Source organism: uncultured Sunxiuqinia sp., assembly GCF_947495665.1.
GTDB lineage: Bacteria > Bacteroidota > Bacteroidia > Bacteroidales > Prolixibacteraceae > Sunxiuqinia > Sunxiuqinia rutila.
The window spans coordinates 86,337-103,652 of record NZ_CANLZV010000007.1; the positions used below are offsets into that span (position 1 = coordinate 86,337).

Below are 17,316 nucleotides of genomic sequence, written 5' to 3' on the forward strand. Positions count from 1 at the left end.
CTTACGGCCGTTCAAACTCGTTCACGCTTTTCACTTTAAACACGCGCGAAGATTCCCCGTTGACCATTTCGTAGTTTACCTGACGCAGCTTGTTGGTTCCGGCAATGGGGAAGCGCTGGCTCAGGGTCGTTTCCACAATGGCAAACTCATCGCCGCCCTCGTAGCCTTGGTTGATGGAGGAATCGAATTTGATATCCTGAAAGTAAACATCGCTCATCGACTTGCGATTGTTGACCGAATAGGCAATCACCGTTCCTTTGGTGGTTTCTTCGTTGCGAATGAAAACCACCACTTCGGGCGAGCCATCACTGTTCAGATCCTCCACTTCGGCCCAAACCACCTGCCCATCCATTTCGTGCTCAACCGAACGGTTCGAGATCTCCAAACCAAAGGGTGCAATGGTTAGCCAGTTTTTACCCTCCTTCATCTTACTCGAAACATGAAAGCCAATTCCCTGCAGTTGCAGCACCTGGCTAAAAAGGGTTTGATCGACCTGCTCCGGATCCAGCTCCCCGGCAATCTTTTGATAGCTGCCAGCAACGGTTGCTCCTCCTGAGCAATAGAAATACAACACGCCTTCATCTTCCGCCTTTTCGGCTTTAATGGTTAATTGATCGCCTTCAAAGGCAAACAAAACCGGTTTTCCATCCACCACGGCACGAAAAACACCTTCCGAAATTTCCCGGGCCGTGACATCCCATGTACAGGTTGGCCGCTTTTTATCCGCCCGCGACCGAACGGAAATGGCCAACTGCTTCTCATCCTGTTGGCTCACCTTTATGCCTACCCAGTCGTAGCCTTCACTGCGCTTAAAATAATCCGGCGTCACATAGTTTCCTGACACCGTTTTTTCAACCGCTTGCTCTACAACCACCGACTCTTTTTCGGCTTCTGGTTTTTTCGTCTGCGTTCCGCAGGCAAACAGCATGGTTCCCACCAAGCCGCTTAGCAATATTCTTTTTGATCGCTTCATATTTTTCAGTTTTTGGCTTCTTTTACCCAATGTTTCTAAAACAACTCCTGTTTTAATCGAATGTTTTGTTCCCCGTCATTTTTTTGATGAGAACCGGCCAATAAAAAAATCCGGCTTCGAAAAGCCGGATTTGAATGTCATATTTTATAGTGTCTGGCATTACCAGCTTCCGCCGGCACCACCACCGCCAAAACCGCCACCACCGAAGCCGCCGAAACCGCCACCGCCGAAGCTTCCGCCTCCACTGGAGAAGTTTCCAAACGAACCGCCATGGCTGCGTCCTGATCCCATCATGTCGCCCATCAGCAACCAAAATGGCAAACTGCTTCCACGCGTTCCGGTGCTGTAATAGCGTCGTCGTCCGCGGAAAATGGGAATAATGAAAAAGAAAATGATGAACAGCAAGAAGATAAACGGAAATCCGCCACTTCCTTCCGAGGCTTTTTCATGGTATTCCTGCGCCGTGAATTCGCCCCGGGCCAATCCCATGATCACCTGTGTTCCGGCATATAAACCGCCAAAGGTGTCGCCTTGCTTAAAACGGGGAATCATCTCGTAGTCGATAATGTCGCGATTGGCCACAGCATCCGGAATAACCCCTTCCAGTCCATAGCCCACAGCAACAAAAATCTGCCCCCGCTCGTTGGCTGTTTTTGGTTTGAACAGCACCACCACGCCGTTATCCTTGTCCTTTTGTCCAATGCCCCACTCTTCGCCCAGGCGAAAAGCAAAGCTCGACGCATCGTAGCCATTCAGGCTAGGAACTGTTACGATGGCAATCTGGTTGGAGGTTTCGCGGGCAAACTGCGCCAGCTCCATTTCCATGCGCTGTTCCTCGGCATTGGAAAGCACATCGGCCAGGTCATTCACCAATCGCGGCGGATTAGGCCGTTCAGGCAAATCCTGGGCCGACACGGCCAGACTCAAAAAAAGTAATAGTAAAAATGAAAGTCTTTTTAACATGCTACGCTATTTTTTTCCGAATGATATTTCATCCGACAATTCATTGACATCATCCGTTTGATAAGGGAAATGGGCTTTTAGCTGCTCGCCGGCCTTCTCTATTCCCTCAGCCAAACCTTCAGCAAACCGGCCTTCTTTAAACTTCGAAAGCATGTGCTCTTTAATTTCATCCCAGAAATCGGCCGGAACCTTGGCGTTAATGCCGGCATCGCCCAAAATGGCAAACTTCCGGTCGCTTACGGCCAAGTAAAACAACACCCCGTTTCGAAGGGCTGTTTTGTGCATCGCTAACTTTTCAAACCAATAGGCCGCACGGTCAAGCACATCTTCCGGGCATTTGCCCTCCACATGCACCCGAACCTCGCCCGAAGTGTTCAACTCGGCTGCTTTTACGGCATCGGTAATTTGTTTTTTCTCTTTGTCTGTAAAAAAATCTTGTACTGACATGGTTTATTGTTTTAGTCGAAACTTACTTCAGGGGCTTTCTCAGCGCCTTGATCTGCTTCAAAGTAGGCTTTCTTTTCAAAGCCGAAAAGATTGGCATAAATATTCTTTGGGAAAGAGCGAATGTAGGTATTGAATGCGCGGGCACTCTCGTTAAACTTCCGACGCTCTACCGTAATCCGGTTTTCGGTGCCTTCCAGCTGAGCCTGTAAATCCAGGAAACTCTGGTTCGCTTTCAGGTCAGGATACCGCTCTACAACCACCATCAGTCGGCTCAACGCTGAACTCAAACCGGCCTGCGCTTGCTGAAACTGTTGCAAAGACTGCTCATTCAGATTTTCGGGATTCACATTAACCGAAGTGGCTTTCGAACGCGCTTCAATCACACCTTCCAAGGTTTCCTGCTCGTGTGAGGCGTAACCCTTTACGGTATTCACCAGGTTCGGAATCAAATCAGCCCGCCGCTGATACACGTTTTCTACCTGTGCCCAGCTGGCATTGACGGCTTCATCCTGAGTAACCATCGTATTATAAGTCCCCTTAACCGAGGAGTACATCAACAACACAACAACTGCAATAGCAGCTAAAATGATCCAAGTCTTCTTCATATTTTTTTAATTAAAGCCAAAACTCAAGAATTAAGATTGTCAGATATTCTGATTTTCGGACGGCAGTCCCGGTTTTTAAAATCGCTATCCTTTATCTCCAAATTCTTTTGTCATGGGTGTTTTATATTCCAAAATTATTTATTCATAGTTTAATTCAACATTCTATCACTACAACAATTGGTCTGCGCGTTCCTCCCTCCTCAATCCTTCAATCCTTCAATCCTTCAATCCTTCAACTTAATCGTAAGCTTTCGAATATCTGAACGTCTAAAACCGAATATCCGGTGTATAAATATTACAAAACCGAATGAAAATCAATGTTTCTTTTCGGGGAAAGTCCCAAATTTGTCGTCAGAGCTAATTATTCAAAAGGTGAACCAAAAAATCCGGTTATGACAAAATTCGAATTTCAAGCAGCAATCCGAGAAGGTATTCCAAATCCACTTCCCCCTAAAAAAGCCTATGAACCGGCTATCAATCACGCTCCCAAGCGAAAAGACATTCTATCAAAAGCTGAAAAAATTCAAGCATTAAAAAATGCACTGCGTTATTTCCCGGAAGAGCAACATGCCATTTTGGCACCTGAGTTCGCTGAAGAACTCAACACTTATGGGCGAATCTACATGCTTCGACTTCGTCCGGATTACGAGATGAAAGCCCGGCCAATTAGCGACTACCCTGCTCATTCCACCCAAGCAGCCAGTATCATGCTAATGATCCAAAACAACCTGGATTATGCCGTGGCCCAACATCCACACGAGCTCATTACCTACGGAGGCAATGGAGCTGTGTTTCAAAACTGGGCTCAGTACCGCCTTTGCATGAAATACTTGTCTGAAATGACAGATGAGCAAACCCTTGTTTTATACTCAGGCCATCCGATGGGACTTTTCCCATCACATCCCAATGCGCCACGGGTAGTAGTCACCAATGGGATGGTGATCCCGAACTATTCCGGACGCGACGATTACGAACGAATGAATGCCCTTGGAGTCACGCAATACGGACAAATGACTGCCGGCTCATTCATGTATATCGGGCCGCAAGGGATTGTGCATGGAACCACCATTACCGTGATGAACGCCGCTCGCCTGCAAGGAGCCACCGACATGGCTGGAAAAATCTTCGTTTCTTCCGGCTTAGGCGGTATGTCAGGTGCTCAGCCCAAAGCAGCTAAGATTGCCGGTATGGTTGGAGTCGTTGCTGAGATTAACCCCAAAGCCACACAGGTTCGCCATGAGCAAGGCTGGGTTGACGAGGTTTATGAAAATTTGGATGAGCTAATCGTTCGGATGCAGGAAGCCAAACAAAACAAAGAAGCGGTTTCAATTGCTTACCAAGGTAACATTGTTGATTTGTGGGAGAAATTTGCGAACGAAAATATTGTGGTTGATCTCGGTTCAGATCAAACATCACTGCACAACCCATTTGGAGGTGGCTACTATCCTGCCGGAATCGATTTTGAAACAGCCAAACAAATGCTTGCCGAACAACCTGAACAATTTAAAGAAGAAGTTTATAAAACCCTGCGCCGGCATGTTGCAGCAATCAATAAACTGACTTCAAAAGGCATGTATTTCTGGGACTATGGTAATGCCTTCCTATTGGAAGCTGGCCGTGCCGGAGCGGATGTGTTTAAAGCGGATCAGCAATTCCGTTACCCATCCTATGTCCAAGATATTATGGGCCCGCTGTTCTTCGATTACGGCTTTGGCCCTTTCCGCTGGGTATGTACTTCGGGAGATCCCATTGACCTGGCGCAAACAGATGAAATTGCTGCAGAAGTACTGCGCGAAATCTACCAACATTCTCCCGCTGAAATTCAATCGCAAATGCAGGACAACATTCATTGGATTGAAGAAGCAGGTAAAAATCAATTGGTTGTTGGTTCTCAAGCCCGTATCCTTTATGCCGATGCAGAAGGACGCATCAAACTGGCACAAGCTTTTAACCAAGCAATTCGGGATGGAAAGATCTCTGCTCCGATTGTTCTGGGGCGCGACCACCACGATGTTTCAGGAACGGACTCGCCTTACCGCGAAACATCAAACATCTATGATGGCTCTGCCTTTACGGCTGATATGGCCATCCAGAACGTCATTGGGGACTCATTCCGGGGAGCAAGTTGGGTTTCCATTCACAATGGCGGTGGCGTTGGCTGGGGCGAGTCAATCAACGGCGGCTTTGGTCTCACCATTGATGGCAGTGCCGAATCTGACAAACGCTTAGCAATGATGCTTCATTGGGATGTGAATAATGGGATTGCCCGTCGTAACTGGGCTGGGAACTCATCGGCTGTTTTTGCCATTAAGCGAGCCATGGAAGCCAATCCCAACCTTAAGGTCACCTTACCTCATGAAAGCTCTGACGAGGTTTTAAAAGGGCTGTTTTAGGCTTGATCTGCCCTGTATTTTTTTAGCGTAAAACTGAAGGTACTTCCGCGTCCTACTCGGGATTGAATTTCTAGTTTCCCGCCGTTCATTTCGATGAACTCGCGGCATAAAACCAGACCAAGTCCCGAGCCTTTTTCGTTGCTCGTACCATAAGTTGACAAGTGGTCGTTGGGATCTAAAAGCCTCGGGAGGTCGTTCTCTGCAATGCCAACACCGGTGTCCTTGATACTTACTTCGATGAAATTGGCATCCACCGGTTTTACAAGGATGTCAACTTTCCCATTTTCCGGTGTAAATTTCAGGGCATTCGAGAGTAGGTTACGAACAACCAGATCAACCATGTTGTGGTCCGCATAAACCAGCACTTCTTCAGGAATGTTTGCCTTCAAGTCAATCTTTTTACGGGTGGCAGTTCGCGAATTTAAAATGATGTTATTCTTAATCACCAGATTTAGCTTCAGCTTCTCCGGTTTAAATTGAATGCTGTTTTTCTGCGCTTTAGCCCATAAAAGTAAATTATCCAGTAAAAAATAAGTACTCTCTGCTTCATCGCGAAGTTCCTCAAGAATCTGACTGCGCAGTGCTTCATCAAACATTTCCGGAAATTCGGCCAACTGGCTCACCATGTCTTTAAAGGCTCCTATCGGGTTCCGCAAATCATGCCCGATAATCGACAGAAACTTATCCTTGGTCTGATTAACCCGCAGCAACTCTTCATGCTGTTCAATAATTTGCTTATTCTTCTGTTGCAACAAGTCATTCGCTCTTTTCCGGGCTTTATTGTAGCTTAACGAAAGGCCCACCAAAGCCAGCAGCAATGCAATGGCAACAATAAATGTTCGTGATTGAGACTTTTGCTTGATCAGCTGCAAATCTTTGATTTCATTATCCTTCTGCAGCAACTCAATTTCATTTTCTTTTTCTGAAAGATCCAACTCCGCCCGGTGAAGAGCCAATTGATGGGTTTGCTTCTCCAGTTTCAGGGAGTCAGCAATTGCCACATATTTTTTGTAATTCTCCAAAGCCCCGCTATCGTCTTTTTGTTTCTGAAGAATTTCTGATTTCAAGAGATAGGCTTTTTGAATTAACTCTTTCAAACCAATAGCCTTCGCCTCAATCAAACAGGCATCTACTATTTCATTGGCCCGAACCAGCTTGTCTTCATGCATATTAACCTGAGAAAGAATCAGATTGGCATTAATCTCTCCCTCCTTCATACCAAGTGAGTCAAAAACATGCAGGGATTGATTGGCATAATCGCGCGCCAACGAATTATTGCCTTTTAGCAAATAGGTCTCAGCCAATCCTACCTTTCCAATAGCCAGGTAAAAGTCGCTGATTGAGTTGTTCTCTGCCAGGTCAAAAATCTGATCGTAGTACTGCAGGGCCATGTCATACTGCCCTTTATCTTTGTATATTTCGCCAATGTTATTCAAGACAACCACCTTTCCAAGCAAATCGCCCGAGACTTCATAGGCACGAAGCGTTTTACGATAATACTTTAAGGCCAGATCATAGTCACGCCAGGCATGATAGTTGACTGCAATATTGTTCATGATTCGCGCTACAACAGGCGCATTGCCCGAAGACTCAAAATAAGCCAAAGCTTCTGTCATATAGCGCAATCCGCCGGCTCGGTCGCCTTGGTTGGTTAAAAGAGATCCGATGTTTAACTTGGCCCGGGCCTCCCAGTCGGGTAAACCTGCCTGCGTTGCCTTTTCCAGGGTTTCCTTAAACAACTCCATGGCTTTGGCATAATTTCCGGTATTCATATGAAAGGCAGCCAAAGCACTTAACCCAATGCTGATATACTTGGCATTTTTTATTTTGCGGGCAAGGGACAATGCGGGGGTAATAAACTCTTCTCCTTTGTTAAATTCACCGATTGCAATATAGCCGGTACCAATTAACAGCTTAGCATAACAGAGTTCATTTGACCTGTCGGAGTCAGCTAACAAAGCAAGTGCTTTTTCTCCATACTCAATCGTTTTTTCCGGAGTAAGATACAGGTAAGCGTCTGCCAATTCAAGGCTGGCATCAGCCAGATCAGCACCATGCAAACGGGGTAAAACCTCAAGCAGACTATCTATTTTTGAAGTTTGGACCTGCCCATGAATGGAAGTCATGGAGCTAAACAAAAGAAGAAAAAAACTTAATACTAGTTTCCTCAAAGCAAAAACTTTAATATTACTAGTAAAAATAACCTTAATTTATCTGTTTTTCCAAATTTTTTAGGAGAACATTAACTGATAAGGTCTGGCTAACTGCTCCTGGAGTTCATGAATACTGAAACTTCTGCTCTTCCGAATATACTCATGCCCGTCTAGAATCACCTGAAGGGTTGGCACCACAAAAATACGGTTTTGGGCCGCCAACTCCGGCGACTCATTGAGATTGACATAGGCCAGCTTAACCTTTGGAAAGTGCTGCCGGATCATTTCTCCCACTTTCGGTTTCAGCACTTTGCATACCTGGCACTCAACCGTTGAATAGTATACCAAAAGCGCAGGTTCATTGGCAACCAGCGCTTGATATTCTTCCAGTGTTTGAATGGTTTGATACATATCAGTAGGCCCCAATGCTTAATAACACCAATGTACAGGCTTCTTCGGCCTCTATTCCTTTGTGCTCCAGTTTTTGAATCAACTCCTGGTTTTCAGTTCCCGGATTGAAAATAACCCGTCGGGGATTTAACTCAAAAAGGTAATCGTAATAATCGGGCTGATGGCGCGGCCCCACATAAAGCGTTACTGTATCAATTTCGGAGTAAGGCTTTTTAGACGTGTCAAACTCAACATCTTCCACTTTTCCTGCACGTGGAGCAATGGCCACCACCGGGTGTCCGTTGTTGCGTAAAGCTTTGATCGCCTTATGAGAATAACGATCGGGGTTTTCGCTGGCCCCAATGACCAAGGTATTTTTTTTCATGATTCTTTTTTCACTAATAAGACAACAGCATGCGCCGACATGCCTTCTTCTCTTCCTTCAAAACCAAGTTGCTCGGTGGTCGTTGCTTTTATTGAAATGGCCTGATCATCAGCCTGCAGCACTTCCGTCAGCTTTTGCTCCATCAAAGGAATATGATTTTTCAACTTAGGTTTTTGGGCTGCAATGGTAATATCTGCATTCCCCAATACGTAGCCTTTACTTTCGACCAACTCTTTTACTTTGGCCAGCAATATTTTACTATCCACATTTTTAAAATCGGCTGAATTATCAGGAAAGTGATAACCAATGTCGCGAAGCTTCACGGCTCCGAGCATCGCATCACATAAAGCATGAATAATCACATCGCCATCGGAATGGGCAACGGTTCCTTTATCATGTTCAATAAGGATCCCTCCCAACCACAGGCTTTCTCCGACAGCTAAACGATGAACATCGTAGCCGTACCCAATACGAAATGGCATCATCGGCGTTGGTTGTTAAAAGATTCGAAATCAAATGAAAGTGTAAAACGTAAGGTGTTTTCAAGCGGATGATTCCGCACCGTTGGTATCAGGTAAGAAAAATCGAGGGCAAAAACATTCAATCTTAAGCCCGCTCCTGCTGTCATGAATTTCCGGTTTCCTTTATTTTCATTCTCATAAAAATAACCAACGCGCAAGGCAAACTGCTTGTTGTACCAATATTCAGCCCCCACGGCATAGCTAATCTCCTGCAATTCTTCTTTCAGCCCGCCGGGCGCATCGCCAAATGAACTGAAGATACCGGAAATTACCGATTTATCCTCGCTAAAACCACCTTCCACAATATCAACTGAATCTGTACTTGGTGTAGGAACCAATAATTTATTGATATCAAAATAAAAACCGATGGTGTTGTATTGATCCATCTCGGTTTGATAACCGACTCCCAACTTCAGGTTGGTAGGAATAAAGTCTTTGGTTTGCCCGTCGGTATAGGAAATTTTACTACCGATGTTGGAAATATTAATACCGGCCGAAAAAACGGACTCCTTCCGGTTCACCCGCATTTCATTCTGGTAATAAAACGCAATGTCAGCTGCGTAAGAATTACCTGCTGTTGATGGCACTCCATTAACCAACTGCCCGCCGGTTAAATCCGACCGGATGTAACGCATGGCCACCGATCCGGAAAAATGGTCGCTTAATAAACGCGTGTAAGCCACATCAATCGCAAACTCATTGGGACTTTGCTGACCTTGAAAATCACCATAATCACTCATAAACGAAATGTCGCCCAATGAAAAATAACGGAGCGAAGCACTGAGCGCTTGTAAGTCATCCAGGCGTTTATACCCCACCAGGTAGGCCAGGTTAATGTCATCAACCAGGTTGCGCAGCCAAGGGGTATAAGAAAGAGCAACCCCCATCTCGCTATCGATAAAAGCATATTTCGCAGGATTCCAATGCTGAGAATTCATGTCTGGCGTAGAGGCAACTCCGGCGTCTCCCATTGCTCCGGCCCGTGAGTCAGGCGCAATTGTCAGAAAAGGCACACCGGTTAAAATTGTGTTAGCTCCTGTTGTTGATGAAGTGGCCTGTGCAAAAGTCTCGTTGGAGAAGAGCATAAGTCCAATCAAAAAAGCAAGAACTGTAAATCGTTTTTTCATTATCACTATTTCAAGGTATTGAATTGCAAATATAGATCATCGTAAAAGAGTTCCCAAGCAGGAAACCCAAAATGGAGAACGTAGCGTAAGGCGTAAAAAGTATATCACAGAACAAACTAATAGCGCGAAATAATAATTTTACCGGCTTTGTTGGCCGAATAACCATCGTCGGCTGTAATGATAACCCGATAAAGGTAAGCGCCGTTGCGCACCAACATCTGGCTTTCATTGATTGGCCACACCAACGGTAAACTTTCCGTTCCGTTTGAACCCAGACGCTGTTTTAACACCTCGACCAAACTGCCGGACAGGTTGTAGATTTCCAGCTGGGTATCGAACGATTCATCCGGACGATTGTGCGTAAAAACAAAGTTAGCAACAGCACTGGCCGGATTGGGATAAGTTTCCAAACTTACAATTTCGAGCTTGGAATCAACCACAAACCGAATTTCAACCTCCGTTGAATTATTCAGCACATCCCACACTTTAAACTTGAGCGTGTGCTCCCCCACACTCAGGTTGTTCAGGGGAAAAATAACCTGTCCTTTTTTATAGCTGTCCTTTTCGCTTAAAAAATAATCATTCAGCACCAGCACATTCGAATAGTCATCATCCAGAACCAGCGTAATATCATGCCCGATTCCTACCCCGATGGTATTGATTCCATGCTCATCTTCAATATTAACAATTAAAACCGCATTTTTCCCAACCCGGTCGCCCGATTTAAACTCCGGACCATTCAGATAAAGATCAACGGCAGGCCCTTCCGTATCATTAACGGAACCATCAACCGCACCTCCAATCTCAAACTCATCAAAAACGCCATGTGCATCAAGCTCGCCATTGCTAGCATAGTAGCTGATTTTACCGCTTCCCACAGCATAAGAAATGTCTTTGGGGATGATAAATGAGAATTCAAACCGGCCATCAGTCACCGAAGTAACTCCCTTGTAAATAACATGATCCTGCATTTCAAAACTGAAAGGCTCTTCACCATTATTTCCCAGCGTTTCCACCGGATATTTCTTGTCATACACCACCGGCATCAACTCGCCATTGAAATCGGTCAACACCTTACCGGTATGATCTGTGACCTTCCCGGCAATGGTCACCACCGACAGGGCTCCTAACCCTTCGGTCAGTTCACTGACTGGCTGACCATTGATCGTTTCTGTTTGAACATGAAATTTCGGGAAAGCCAAGCGCAGTGCAGGATCGGCCAGGAGTGTAAAACTTCGTTTATTAATTCCGGTATTGACCCCGTTTTTGGAGCGCTTCAGCACATCGCCCATGCGCAGGTTATTTCCTTGCTCATCCTGGCTAAATACATGGGCATAAAATTCTTTGTTCAGCACATAATTCGGATTGGAATAAACAACCCGGGTGGTACTGAAAAGGCCGATGCCTCCACCATTGGGATTGAAAAGAATATGCTCGCCCCCACTCTTCTCATCGGCATCAAACCGACTAATCTCACAAGTTGCCGTAACTAAAACCGGGAGCTTATTGTAGTTCGACCAGCTATCAATTTCACTGGGGGTCAACACCTTTTCGGCTGCCAGCGTCGTTTCGCTGGCATGTCCGGTATAATTCAGGATCAGCACCCCTTCTTTTACCCTATTGTTAATGGCCTCGTTCACTTCCGGATACCGGTTGCCACTGGTTGTTGACTGTTCCTGATAAGCATCAAAATAGATTTTATCGGTATAAAATGCCGAACTGGTTTCATTGACAATCGTGGCCAAGCCTTCCGCTTGAGTCATATGCACATTGGAGTCCTCATCGTCGCCAATAAAGGCAATAACATTGCGCCAATTGCCCAGTGAGCTGTTGCTGGCATAATTCCTGATTTTATCAACGGCAATTTTTGCTTCAGCAACGGTATTGGCCGGAATACGTCCGATTCCCAAATCAATCATCCCCTGATATTCACCTTCGCCTTCATCCAAAAGCACAAAAAAGTCATCGGTAACAAAAGACGAAGTTGGCAGCAGGGAATTGGGCGACTGGTAAGTCAAAATAAGATTGGTGGCTTCCCCGCTGATGTTTTTATTGTCATAACTGCCATCGCCAAACAAAAGCACATATTTCAGCGATGAACTCGGCTGCTGGTAAAGCATTTTCAAAAAATTGCGGATACCAGCTACATCGGGCGCTCCTCCGGAGAATTCATTGTAAATTTTGTCAGGAGTCACCACTTCAACGGCCAAGGCTCCATTTTGCCCATGAAATTGAGCCAAGGCATTGGCTTCATTCAAAAAGTCAGGATGTGTAATAATTACCATATCCATCCCGGTCAGGCCATGCAGGTTTTGTGCATCAATCGGTCCAACCAAGTCCGGCCGGGGCAATTCAGCCCTCGTATTGAAAGCCACAAACTCACACAACTCATCGGTAGCTGCTTTAAAACTCGCCCGGCTATTTTCAATGGAAAAAGGCATGGATACAGGCTGAGTAAAATCAGTTACATCCCAAATCTGCCAATCGCCGCCGGAAACGGTTAAGTCAAATTGGGTCAGCATACCGCTTCCAACACTGGCTAAATCACGAAACAGCAGTTGATCCTTCACCTCGAGCTTGCGCCGATAGTTCAATCTTATAAAGTCGAGCCAGGCAAAGGAAGTGTTGTTCGAAGCGCTGTAGCGCAAGCCAACATTCAGGCGTTCTTCGGAAGAGGTAACTTCGTACGAGGTACTTTCCAGGTCGGCATAGGTGGCAACAGCATCGCCCATATTCACTGGGGTGAAATTTAAGGCATCAACATCCGAATTGTTAAAACTCACCTGAAAGGCAGAACTACTTCCCGAACGTCCGGCCCCGGTCAAATCAACATGAACAGTTCGCGCGTCGGCCAGGTTTGAAAGTGGTAAAACCACAGACCGGCTTTGCCCGTTCGAAAACTTTTCACCAAACCACCTTCGTCCTGACCGGATCAGGTTTTCCTGTTCCAGTTCATGAACCAATCGCTCATCGAAAGTGGAAGTCTGGTAATTGGCAGGGGCTATAATTTCAGGGGCCGTGGCAATCGTCATTTGACTGCCCTGATCCGTTAAAAAGTAATAGGCATGATCCGAATAATCGTTTCGAGCATGAACGAACTGTCTGGTAGTTCCATCCAACTCCCAGCGCACTGTTCCGGTAGCATAAAAGAACAGGCACTTTTCCCCCTGACCATTCTGTCCATGAAAAATTGCATTTTGTTGTAAGTCTTCCCAGTAGAATTCGTCGTTCATTTTTGGCAGCATATAACCTCCGTTGCCATACAAACAAACAGTTTCAGGCTGGCTAAAGCCCCACTCCTGAAGCTGAGCGTATGTAATTTGATGTACTCCCTCAGCAGTAGTTTTTATTTTCACCCATTTTCCGAAAGCCAAAACCGACGATCGCGTCTGAACCTCATTCTTCAGACGTACGGACTTCGCCGACACAGTATATGTCTCGATATCAAATGAAACCAAGCGTCTTAACGAATTACCTTCCCGAATAACTGGCATAAAATGAAGCATGGCAAAAAACTTCCCATCCGAAGAAACATAGCGGGGCTTAACTACAAGCGAGTCTGCTAGTGCTTTCAACTCCGTTCCTTGGCCATCAATCGTCTCAAATACAAGGTTGATCAGATCAATCCGTTTATGGGGTCCCTCCAGTTCAATTACCTCTTGGTAAATGGGCAGTCCTTCGTCGGTGATATAAGCATTCTCAAATATTCCCACTGGTTGAAGATCGCTCATCGTTGCAGCATTCTGCCACAAAATCTGACGCTGATCAGGAAGGCCAGACACAGCTTCTGAGTACAAGAAAATAATTAAAATAAACAAATATGATCTCATCAAAACAAGACTCTTGATTTAAAAATGAAACTCCTTCAACCATAAATCCCTAACAATTAAGGATCATTAATCAAAGAGAATAATGTCGTTTTCTCTTGCAAATAGGCAAAAATACAAAGACTATTCAACAATTTCTTATTAAAAAGTTGTACAAACCAAACAATAAGAATAGAACAATTTAGTTATATTTGTGCATAATAAAATCAAACTGAAAATACAGATGATGAAATTTAAGGCCGTATTATTCTTAAGTTTGGCTGTCTTGATGGCAGGTTGTGGGCTTTTAGGGAAAGGTGGCAAAGCAAAAAAAGCATCAAGTACAACCGGATGGGAATACAACAATCCTGACAACGGAGGTTTTCAAGCCGATGGCGATTACAACCAAATTACAGGCCCCGGACTCACCTTCATCGAAGGGGGAACATTCACAATGGGACGTGTGGAGCAAGACGTTATGTATGATTGGAACAACATGCCCCGACGGGTAACTGTCGCTTCGTTTTATATGGATGAAACCGAAGTTTCGAATCTTGACTACCGTGAATTCATTTTCTGGCTTCAACGGGTTTACCCGGAGCACCCGGGAAAAGCCAAAGCGGCCCTGCCTGACACCTTGGTATGGCGCAAAGAGTTGGGCTATAACGAACCTTATATCCAAAACTATTTCAGACATCCTGCTTACAGCGACTATCCTGTAGTTGGAGTTAGCTGGTTGCAAGCCGACGCTTATTGCAAATGGCGGACAGATCGTGTCAACGAGCAAATTCTGGTTGATCGTGGCGTACTGCAACACGACAATACCCAAACAGGTCAGAATGTCTACACGACAAACAGCTATTTGGCCGGACTTTATGAAGGTACAGAAGGCGATAATCCCATTGAAGATGCTGCCGGAAATGCGCGCAAGCTTAAGTGGGAAGATGGAGTTCTGCTCCCCAATTACCGGCTTCCAACCGAAGCAGAGTGGGAATATGCAGCCTACGGTTTGATTGGAAATGCCGATGGCGAATTATTGACTGAGCGCAAACTTTACCCTTGGAATGGAAGTTACCTGCGCGATGACTCCAAAAAAGACCGCGGACAGATGATGGCAAACTTTGTTCGTGGTCGTGGAGATATGATGGGTATGGCTGGTGCTCTTAATGACAACGCCGACATTACAGCTCCAGTTAATTCATACCATCCCAATGATTATGGTCTGTATTGTATGGCCGGAAATGTAAACGAATGGGTTGCTGACGTATACCGTCCGATGAACCAACAGGATGTTGACGAATTTCAACCTTTCCGCGGAAATGTGTTCACGCAATATCGCCGGGATGGAGATGGAAATCTGGTTCGCAACGAATATGGCGAGTTAATTCAGGACACCATTGCCGATTACCGAAACTTTAAGGATGGAGACTACAGTTCTCAGATCATTGAAGGACCGGACTGGCAAGCCTTACAGGATCAGCTGTCCACTGAAGATATGTATCTGAAGTCAGACGAAGCCGGACAATTCACCTCGTTAATTTCAGACAACGTGCGGGTTTACAAAGGTGGATCATGGAAAGATCGTGCTTACTGGCTCATTCCTGGGACACGACGTTATCTGGAACAAGATCAGGCAAGCAATGATATTGGTTTCCGTTGTGCAATGACAAGAGTAGGAAGCCCTCAGGGGTTCTAAAAAAAATAAGCAAATTCCATTTAAACCTCATTTGAAAAAATGGGGTTTTATTTTTTCTGAACACATGAATATTGAACAACTTTACGAACAGTTTCTAAAGCATCCCATCCTGTCGACGGATAGTCGGCAAATTACTCCGGGGTGCATTTTCTTTGCCCTGAAAGGGCCCAACTTTGACGGCAATAAATATGCTGCCGATGCCTTGGAGAAAGGAGCAGCCTATGCTGTGGTTGACAGCATGAACCTGCCAGAAAACGACCGATTCTTTGTCGTTCGCGATGTGCTTACTACCCTGCAGCAACTAGCTGCCCATCATCGCCAGCAACTGGCAATACCCGTACTGGGGATTACCGGAACCAATGGCAAAACAACCACCAAAGAACTGATCGTATCCGTTCTGCAACAAAAGTATAAGGTAAGTTCTACCCAAGGCAATTTAAACAACCATATTGGCGTTCCTCTCACCTTGCTATCCATGACCAGCCAAACAGAGATTGGCGTTGTGGAGATGGGTGCTAACCATCCGGGAGAGATTGCCGCCCTTTGCCAAATTGCCGATCCGGATCTGGGCATAATCACCAACATCGGGAAAGCACACTTAGAAGGGTTCGGCTCCTTTGAAGGAGTTATTCAAACCAAATCAGAGCTTTATGACTATCTGCGCAATAAGCAGGCTGCCTGCTTTATCAACCAGGATAATGAGCTGCTAATCCGACAAGCCCAAGGGCTTGAGCAGTTAAGCTACGGACAGTCAGAACAGGCACAACTTCGTGGCGAAGTACAGGAGTCACCGTACTACCTCACCGTAAAAGCCCTTTTCCCAAAAGGCTGGCTTTACCTGAAATCGAAACTGATTGGAAACTACAATTTTGAAAACATACTGGCAGCAGCCCGCATTGGTCTGCACTTCCAGATTGATCCGCTGGCCATCCAGAAAGCTATTGAATGCTACTTGCCCAGTAACAACCGCTCGCAACTCATTACCCAAGGCAGCAACAAGCTTATCATGGATGCCTACAACGCCAACCCAACCAGCATGATGGCTGCACTGAAAAACTTCACAGCAATGAATCATGCTGGCAAAATTGTCATTTTAGGTGATATGCTTGAACTGGGCGGACAATCGGCTATGGAGCACCAAAAGATTGTCGATTTCTTACAAACGCAAGAACTGGAGAAAGTCCTCCTGGTAGGCCCTGAATTCGAAAAAACGCAAACGAACGCTCTAAAAGCAGAAAAGTTCGACCATGTCGAACTTCTCACTGACTACCTATATCAACAAAAACCACTTGCGAATAAATTGATTCTGATTAAAGGCTCACGCGGCATAAAACTCGAACGCGTCCTTTCCTTGTTTCAGTAAATTTATTCTCTAAAGTGCTTTTGTAAACGTTAAGCAACTGGCTTCTCTACTTTAAGCACTTCTGAAATTGCCTGCTCCAGTGTCGCTTTGGGTAAAGCCCCTTGCGCCATCTGGGGTTGGTTATCTTTTGGAACAAACAACAAGGATGGAATACTCTGAATACCGAACATCGACGATAATTCACGTTGATCTTCTGTATCGACCTTGTAAATTTTGATGGCCTCTCCGTACTCTTTTTGTAACTCCTCCAAAACCGGTGCAATCATTTTACATGGGCCACACCAGTCGGCATAAAAATCAATTAAGCAAGGTGCATCACCTTCGTATTTCCAATCTTTATTTTGTTCAAAGTTGAAAACTTTCTCTTTAAATGTCTCTTTGGTTAAATGTTCTAACATGACTTCCTATTTTTATTATGCAAATATATAAATTTTTAGATATCTAAATATCAATCGCCGTGCCATTTTTATTTTCTACCCCATATTAGACTTTAA

At 45.3% G+C, this 17,316-nt stretch carries 14 protein-coding genes; 3 read left to right on the forward strand and 11 right to left on the reverse strand.

The genetic code is table 11. The features are described 5' to 3' along the window. Window position 1: 1 nt before the first annotated feature. The 4 genes from Q1A18_RS10525 to Q1A18_RS10540 form a co-directional block, all read right to left on the reverse strand. The gene (locus Q1A18_RS10525) at window positions 2–973 is read right to left on the reverse strand and encodes a hypothetical protein (protein ID WP_299579351.1); all 972 of its coding nucleotides are present in this window, start codon (window positions 971–973) and stop codon (window positions 2–4) included. Between the two features lie 159 nt (window positions 974–1,132). Continuing rightward, entirely contained in the window at window positions 1,133–1,936 is an 804-nt protein-coding gene (locus Q1A18_RS10530) for a TPM domain-containing protein (RefSeq protein WP_299579354.1), read from the reverse strand. Window positions 1,937–1,942: 6 nt separating this feature from the next. Then, a complete protein-coding gene (locus Q1A18_RS10535; protein ID WP_299579357.1) occupies window positions 1,943–2,383 on the reverse strand; it encodes a TPM domain-containing protein in 441 nt (146 codons plus the stop codon). 11 nt (window positions 2,384–2,394) lie between these two features. Beyond that, complete coding sequence (locus Q1A18_RS10540; RefSeq protein WP_299579360.1) at window positions 2,395–2,988, reverse strand: LemA family protein; 594 nt, start codon at window positions 2,986–2,988, stop codon at window positions 2,395–2,397. Window positions 2,989–3,380: 392 nt separating this feature from the next. Here Q1A18_RS10540 and Q1A18_RS10545 point away from each other — a divergent pair, with 392 nt between their 5' ends. Then, on the forward strand, window positions 3,381–5,381 hold the full coding sequence (locus tag Q1A18_RS10545; protein ID WP_299579363.1) for a urocanate hydratase: 2,001 nt from the start codon (window positions 3,381–3,383) through the stop codon (window positions 5,379–5,381). Here Q1A18_RS10545 and Q1A18_RS10550 read toward each other — a convergent pair. From Q1A18_RS10550 to porU, 6 genes are all read right to left on the reverse strand, one after another. After that, a complete protein-coding gene (locus Q1A18_RS10550) occupies window positions 5,378–7,552 on the reverse strand; it encodes a tetratricopeptide repeat-containing sensor histidine kinase (protein WP_299579366.1) in 2,175 nt (724 codons plus the stop codon). The two genes, Q1A18_RS10545 and Q1A18_RS10550, sit on opposite strands and share 4 nt — an antisense overlap. Window positions 7,553–7,612: 60 nt before the next feature. After that, the gene (locus tag Q1A18_RS10555; RefSeq protein WP_299579369.1) at window positions 7,613–7,945 is read right to left on the reverse strand and encodes a thioredoxin family protein; all 333 of its coding nucleotides are present in this window, start codon (window positions 7,943–7,945) and stop codon (window positions 7,613–7,615) included. Window position 7,946: 1 nt separating this feature from the next. Further along, complete coding sequence (locus tag Q1A18_RS10560; RefSeq protein ID WP_299579371.1) at window positions 7,947–8,309, reverse strand: CoA-binding protein; 363 nt, start codon at window positions 8,307–8,309, stop codon at window positions 7,947–7,949. Further along, entirely contained in the window at window positions 8,306–8,794 is a 489-nt protein-coding gene (gene ispF / locus Q1A18_RS10565) for a 2-C-methyl-D-erythritol 2,4-cyclodiphosphate synthase (RefSeq protein ID WP_299579374.1), read from the reverse strand. The genes Q1A18_RS10560 and ispF overlap by 4 nt, the downstream gene beginning before the upstream one ends. Continuing rightward, window positions 8,791–9,957: a type IX secretion system outer membrane channel protein PorV gene (gene porV / locus Q1A18_RS10570; RefSeq protein ID WP_299579377.1), complete on the reverse strand. Its 1,167-nt coding sequence runs from the start codon at window positions 9,955–9,957 to the stop codon at window positions 8,791–8,793. The genes ispF and porV overlap by 4 nt, the downstream gene beginning before the upstream one ends. 116 nt (window positions 9,958–10,073) lie before the next feature. Continuing rightward, a complete protein-coding gene (gene porU, locus Q1A18_RS10575; protein WP_299579380.1) occupies window positions 10,074–13,688 on the reverse strand; it encodes a type IX secretion system sortase PorU in 3,615 nt (1,204 codons plus the stop codon). A 319-nt stretch (window positions 13,689–14,007) separates the two neighbouring features. On the opposite strand from porU, the gene Q1A18_RS10580 reads away from it, so the two are divergent. Continuing rightward, window positions 14,008–15,459, forward strand: a complete 1,452-nt coding sequence (locus Q1A18_RS10580; RefSeq protein ID WP_299579383.1) for an SUMF1/EgtB/PvdO family nonheme iron enzyme — start codon at window positions 14,008–14,010, stop codon at window positions 15,457–15,459. 64 nt (window positions 15,460–15,523) lie between these two features. Then, window positions 15,524–16,822, forward strand: a complete 1,299-nt coding sequence (gene murF, locus Q1A18_RS10585; protein WP_299579386.1) for a UDP-N-acetylmuramoyl-tripeptide--D-alanyl-D-alanine ligase — start codon at window positions 15,524–15,526, stop codon at window positions 16,820–16,822. Between the two features lie 29 nt (window positions 16,823–16,851). Here the strand turns inward: murF and trxA are convergent, their stop codons facing one another. Then, entirely contained in the window at window positions 16,852–17,220 is a 369-nt protein-coding gene (trxA, locus tag Q1A18_RS10590; protein ID WP_299579389.1) for a thioredoxin, read from the reverse strand. Window positions 17,221–17,316 lie beyond the last annotated feature (96 nt).

What these genes read in the sequence shown, in the direction of transcription:
- murF (WP_299579386.1), top strand. Translation starts at nt 15,524, where the DNA reads ATGAATATTGAACAACTTTACGAACAGTTTCTAAAGCATCCCATCCTG.
- Q1A18_RS10555 (WP_299579369.1), bottom strand. Translation starts at nt 7,945, where the DNA reads ATGTATCAAACCATTCAAACACTGGAAGAATATCAAGCGCTGGTTGCC.
- trxA (WP_299579389.1), bottom strand. Translation starts at nt 17,220, where the DNA reads ATGTTAGAACATTTAACCAAAGAGACATTTAAAGAGAAAGTTTTCAAC.
- porU (WP_299579380.1), bottom strand. Translation starts at nt 13,688, where the DNA reads ATGAGCGATCTTCAACCAGTGGGAATATTTGAGAATGCTTATATCACC.
- Q1A18_RS10535 (WP_299579357.1), bottom strand. Translation starts at nt 2,383, where the DNA reads ATGTCAGTACAAGATTTTTTTACAGACAAAGAGAAAAAACAAATTACC.
- Q1A18_RS10560 (WP_299579371.1), bottom strand. Translation starts at nt 8,309, where the DNA reads ATGAAAAAAAATACCTTGGTCATTGGGGCCAGCGAAAACCCCGATCGT.
- Q1A18_RS10530 (WP_299579354.1), bottom strand. Translation starts at nt 1,936, where the DNA reads ATGTTAAAAAGACTTTCATTTTTACTATTACTTTTTTTGAGTCTGGCC.
- Q1A18_RS10540 (WP_299579360.1), bottom strand. Translation starts at nt 2,988, where the DNA reads ATGAAGAAGACTTGGATCATTTTAGCTGCTATTGCAGTTGTTGTGTTG.
- porV (WP_299579377.1), bottom strand. Translation starts at nt 9,957, where the DNA reads ATGAAAAAACGATTTACAGTTCTTGCTTTTTTGATTGGACTTATGCTC.
- Q1A18_RS10545 (WP_299579363.1), top strand. Translation starts at nt 3,381, where the DNA reads ATGACAAAATTCGAATTTCAAGCAGCAATCCGAGAAGGTATTCCAAAT.
- Q1A18_RS10525 (WP_299579351.1), bottom strand. Translation starts at nt 973, where the DNA reads ATGAAGCGATCAAAAAGAATATTGCTAAGCGGCTTGGTGGGAACCATG.
- Q1A18_RS10580 (WP_299579383.1), top strand. Translation starts at nt 14,008, where the DNA reads ATGATGAAATTTAAGGCCGTATTATTCTTAAGTTTGGCTGTCTTGATG.
- ispF (WP_299579374.1), bottom strand. Translation starts at nt 8,794, where the DNA reads ATGATGCCATTTCGTATTGGGTACGGCTACGATGTTCATCGTTTAGCT.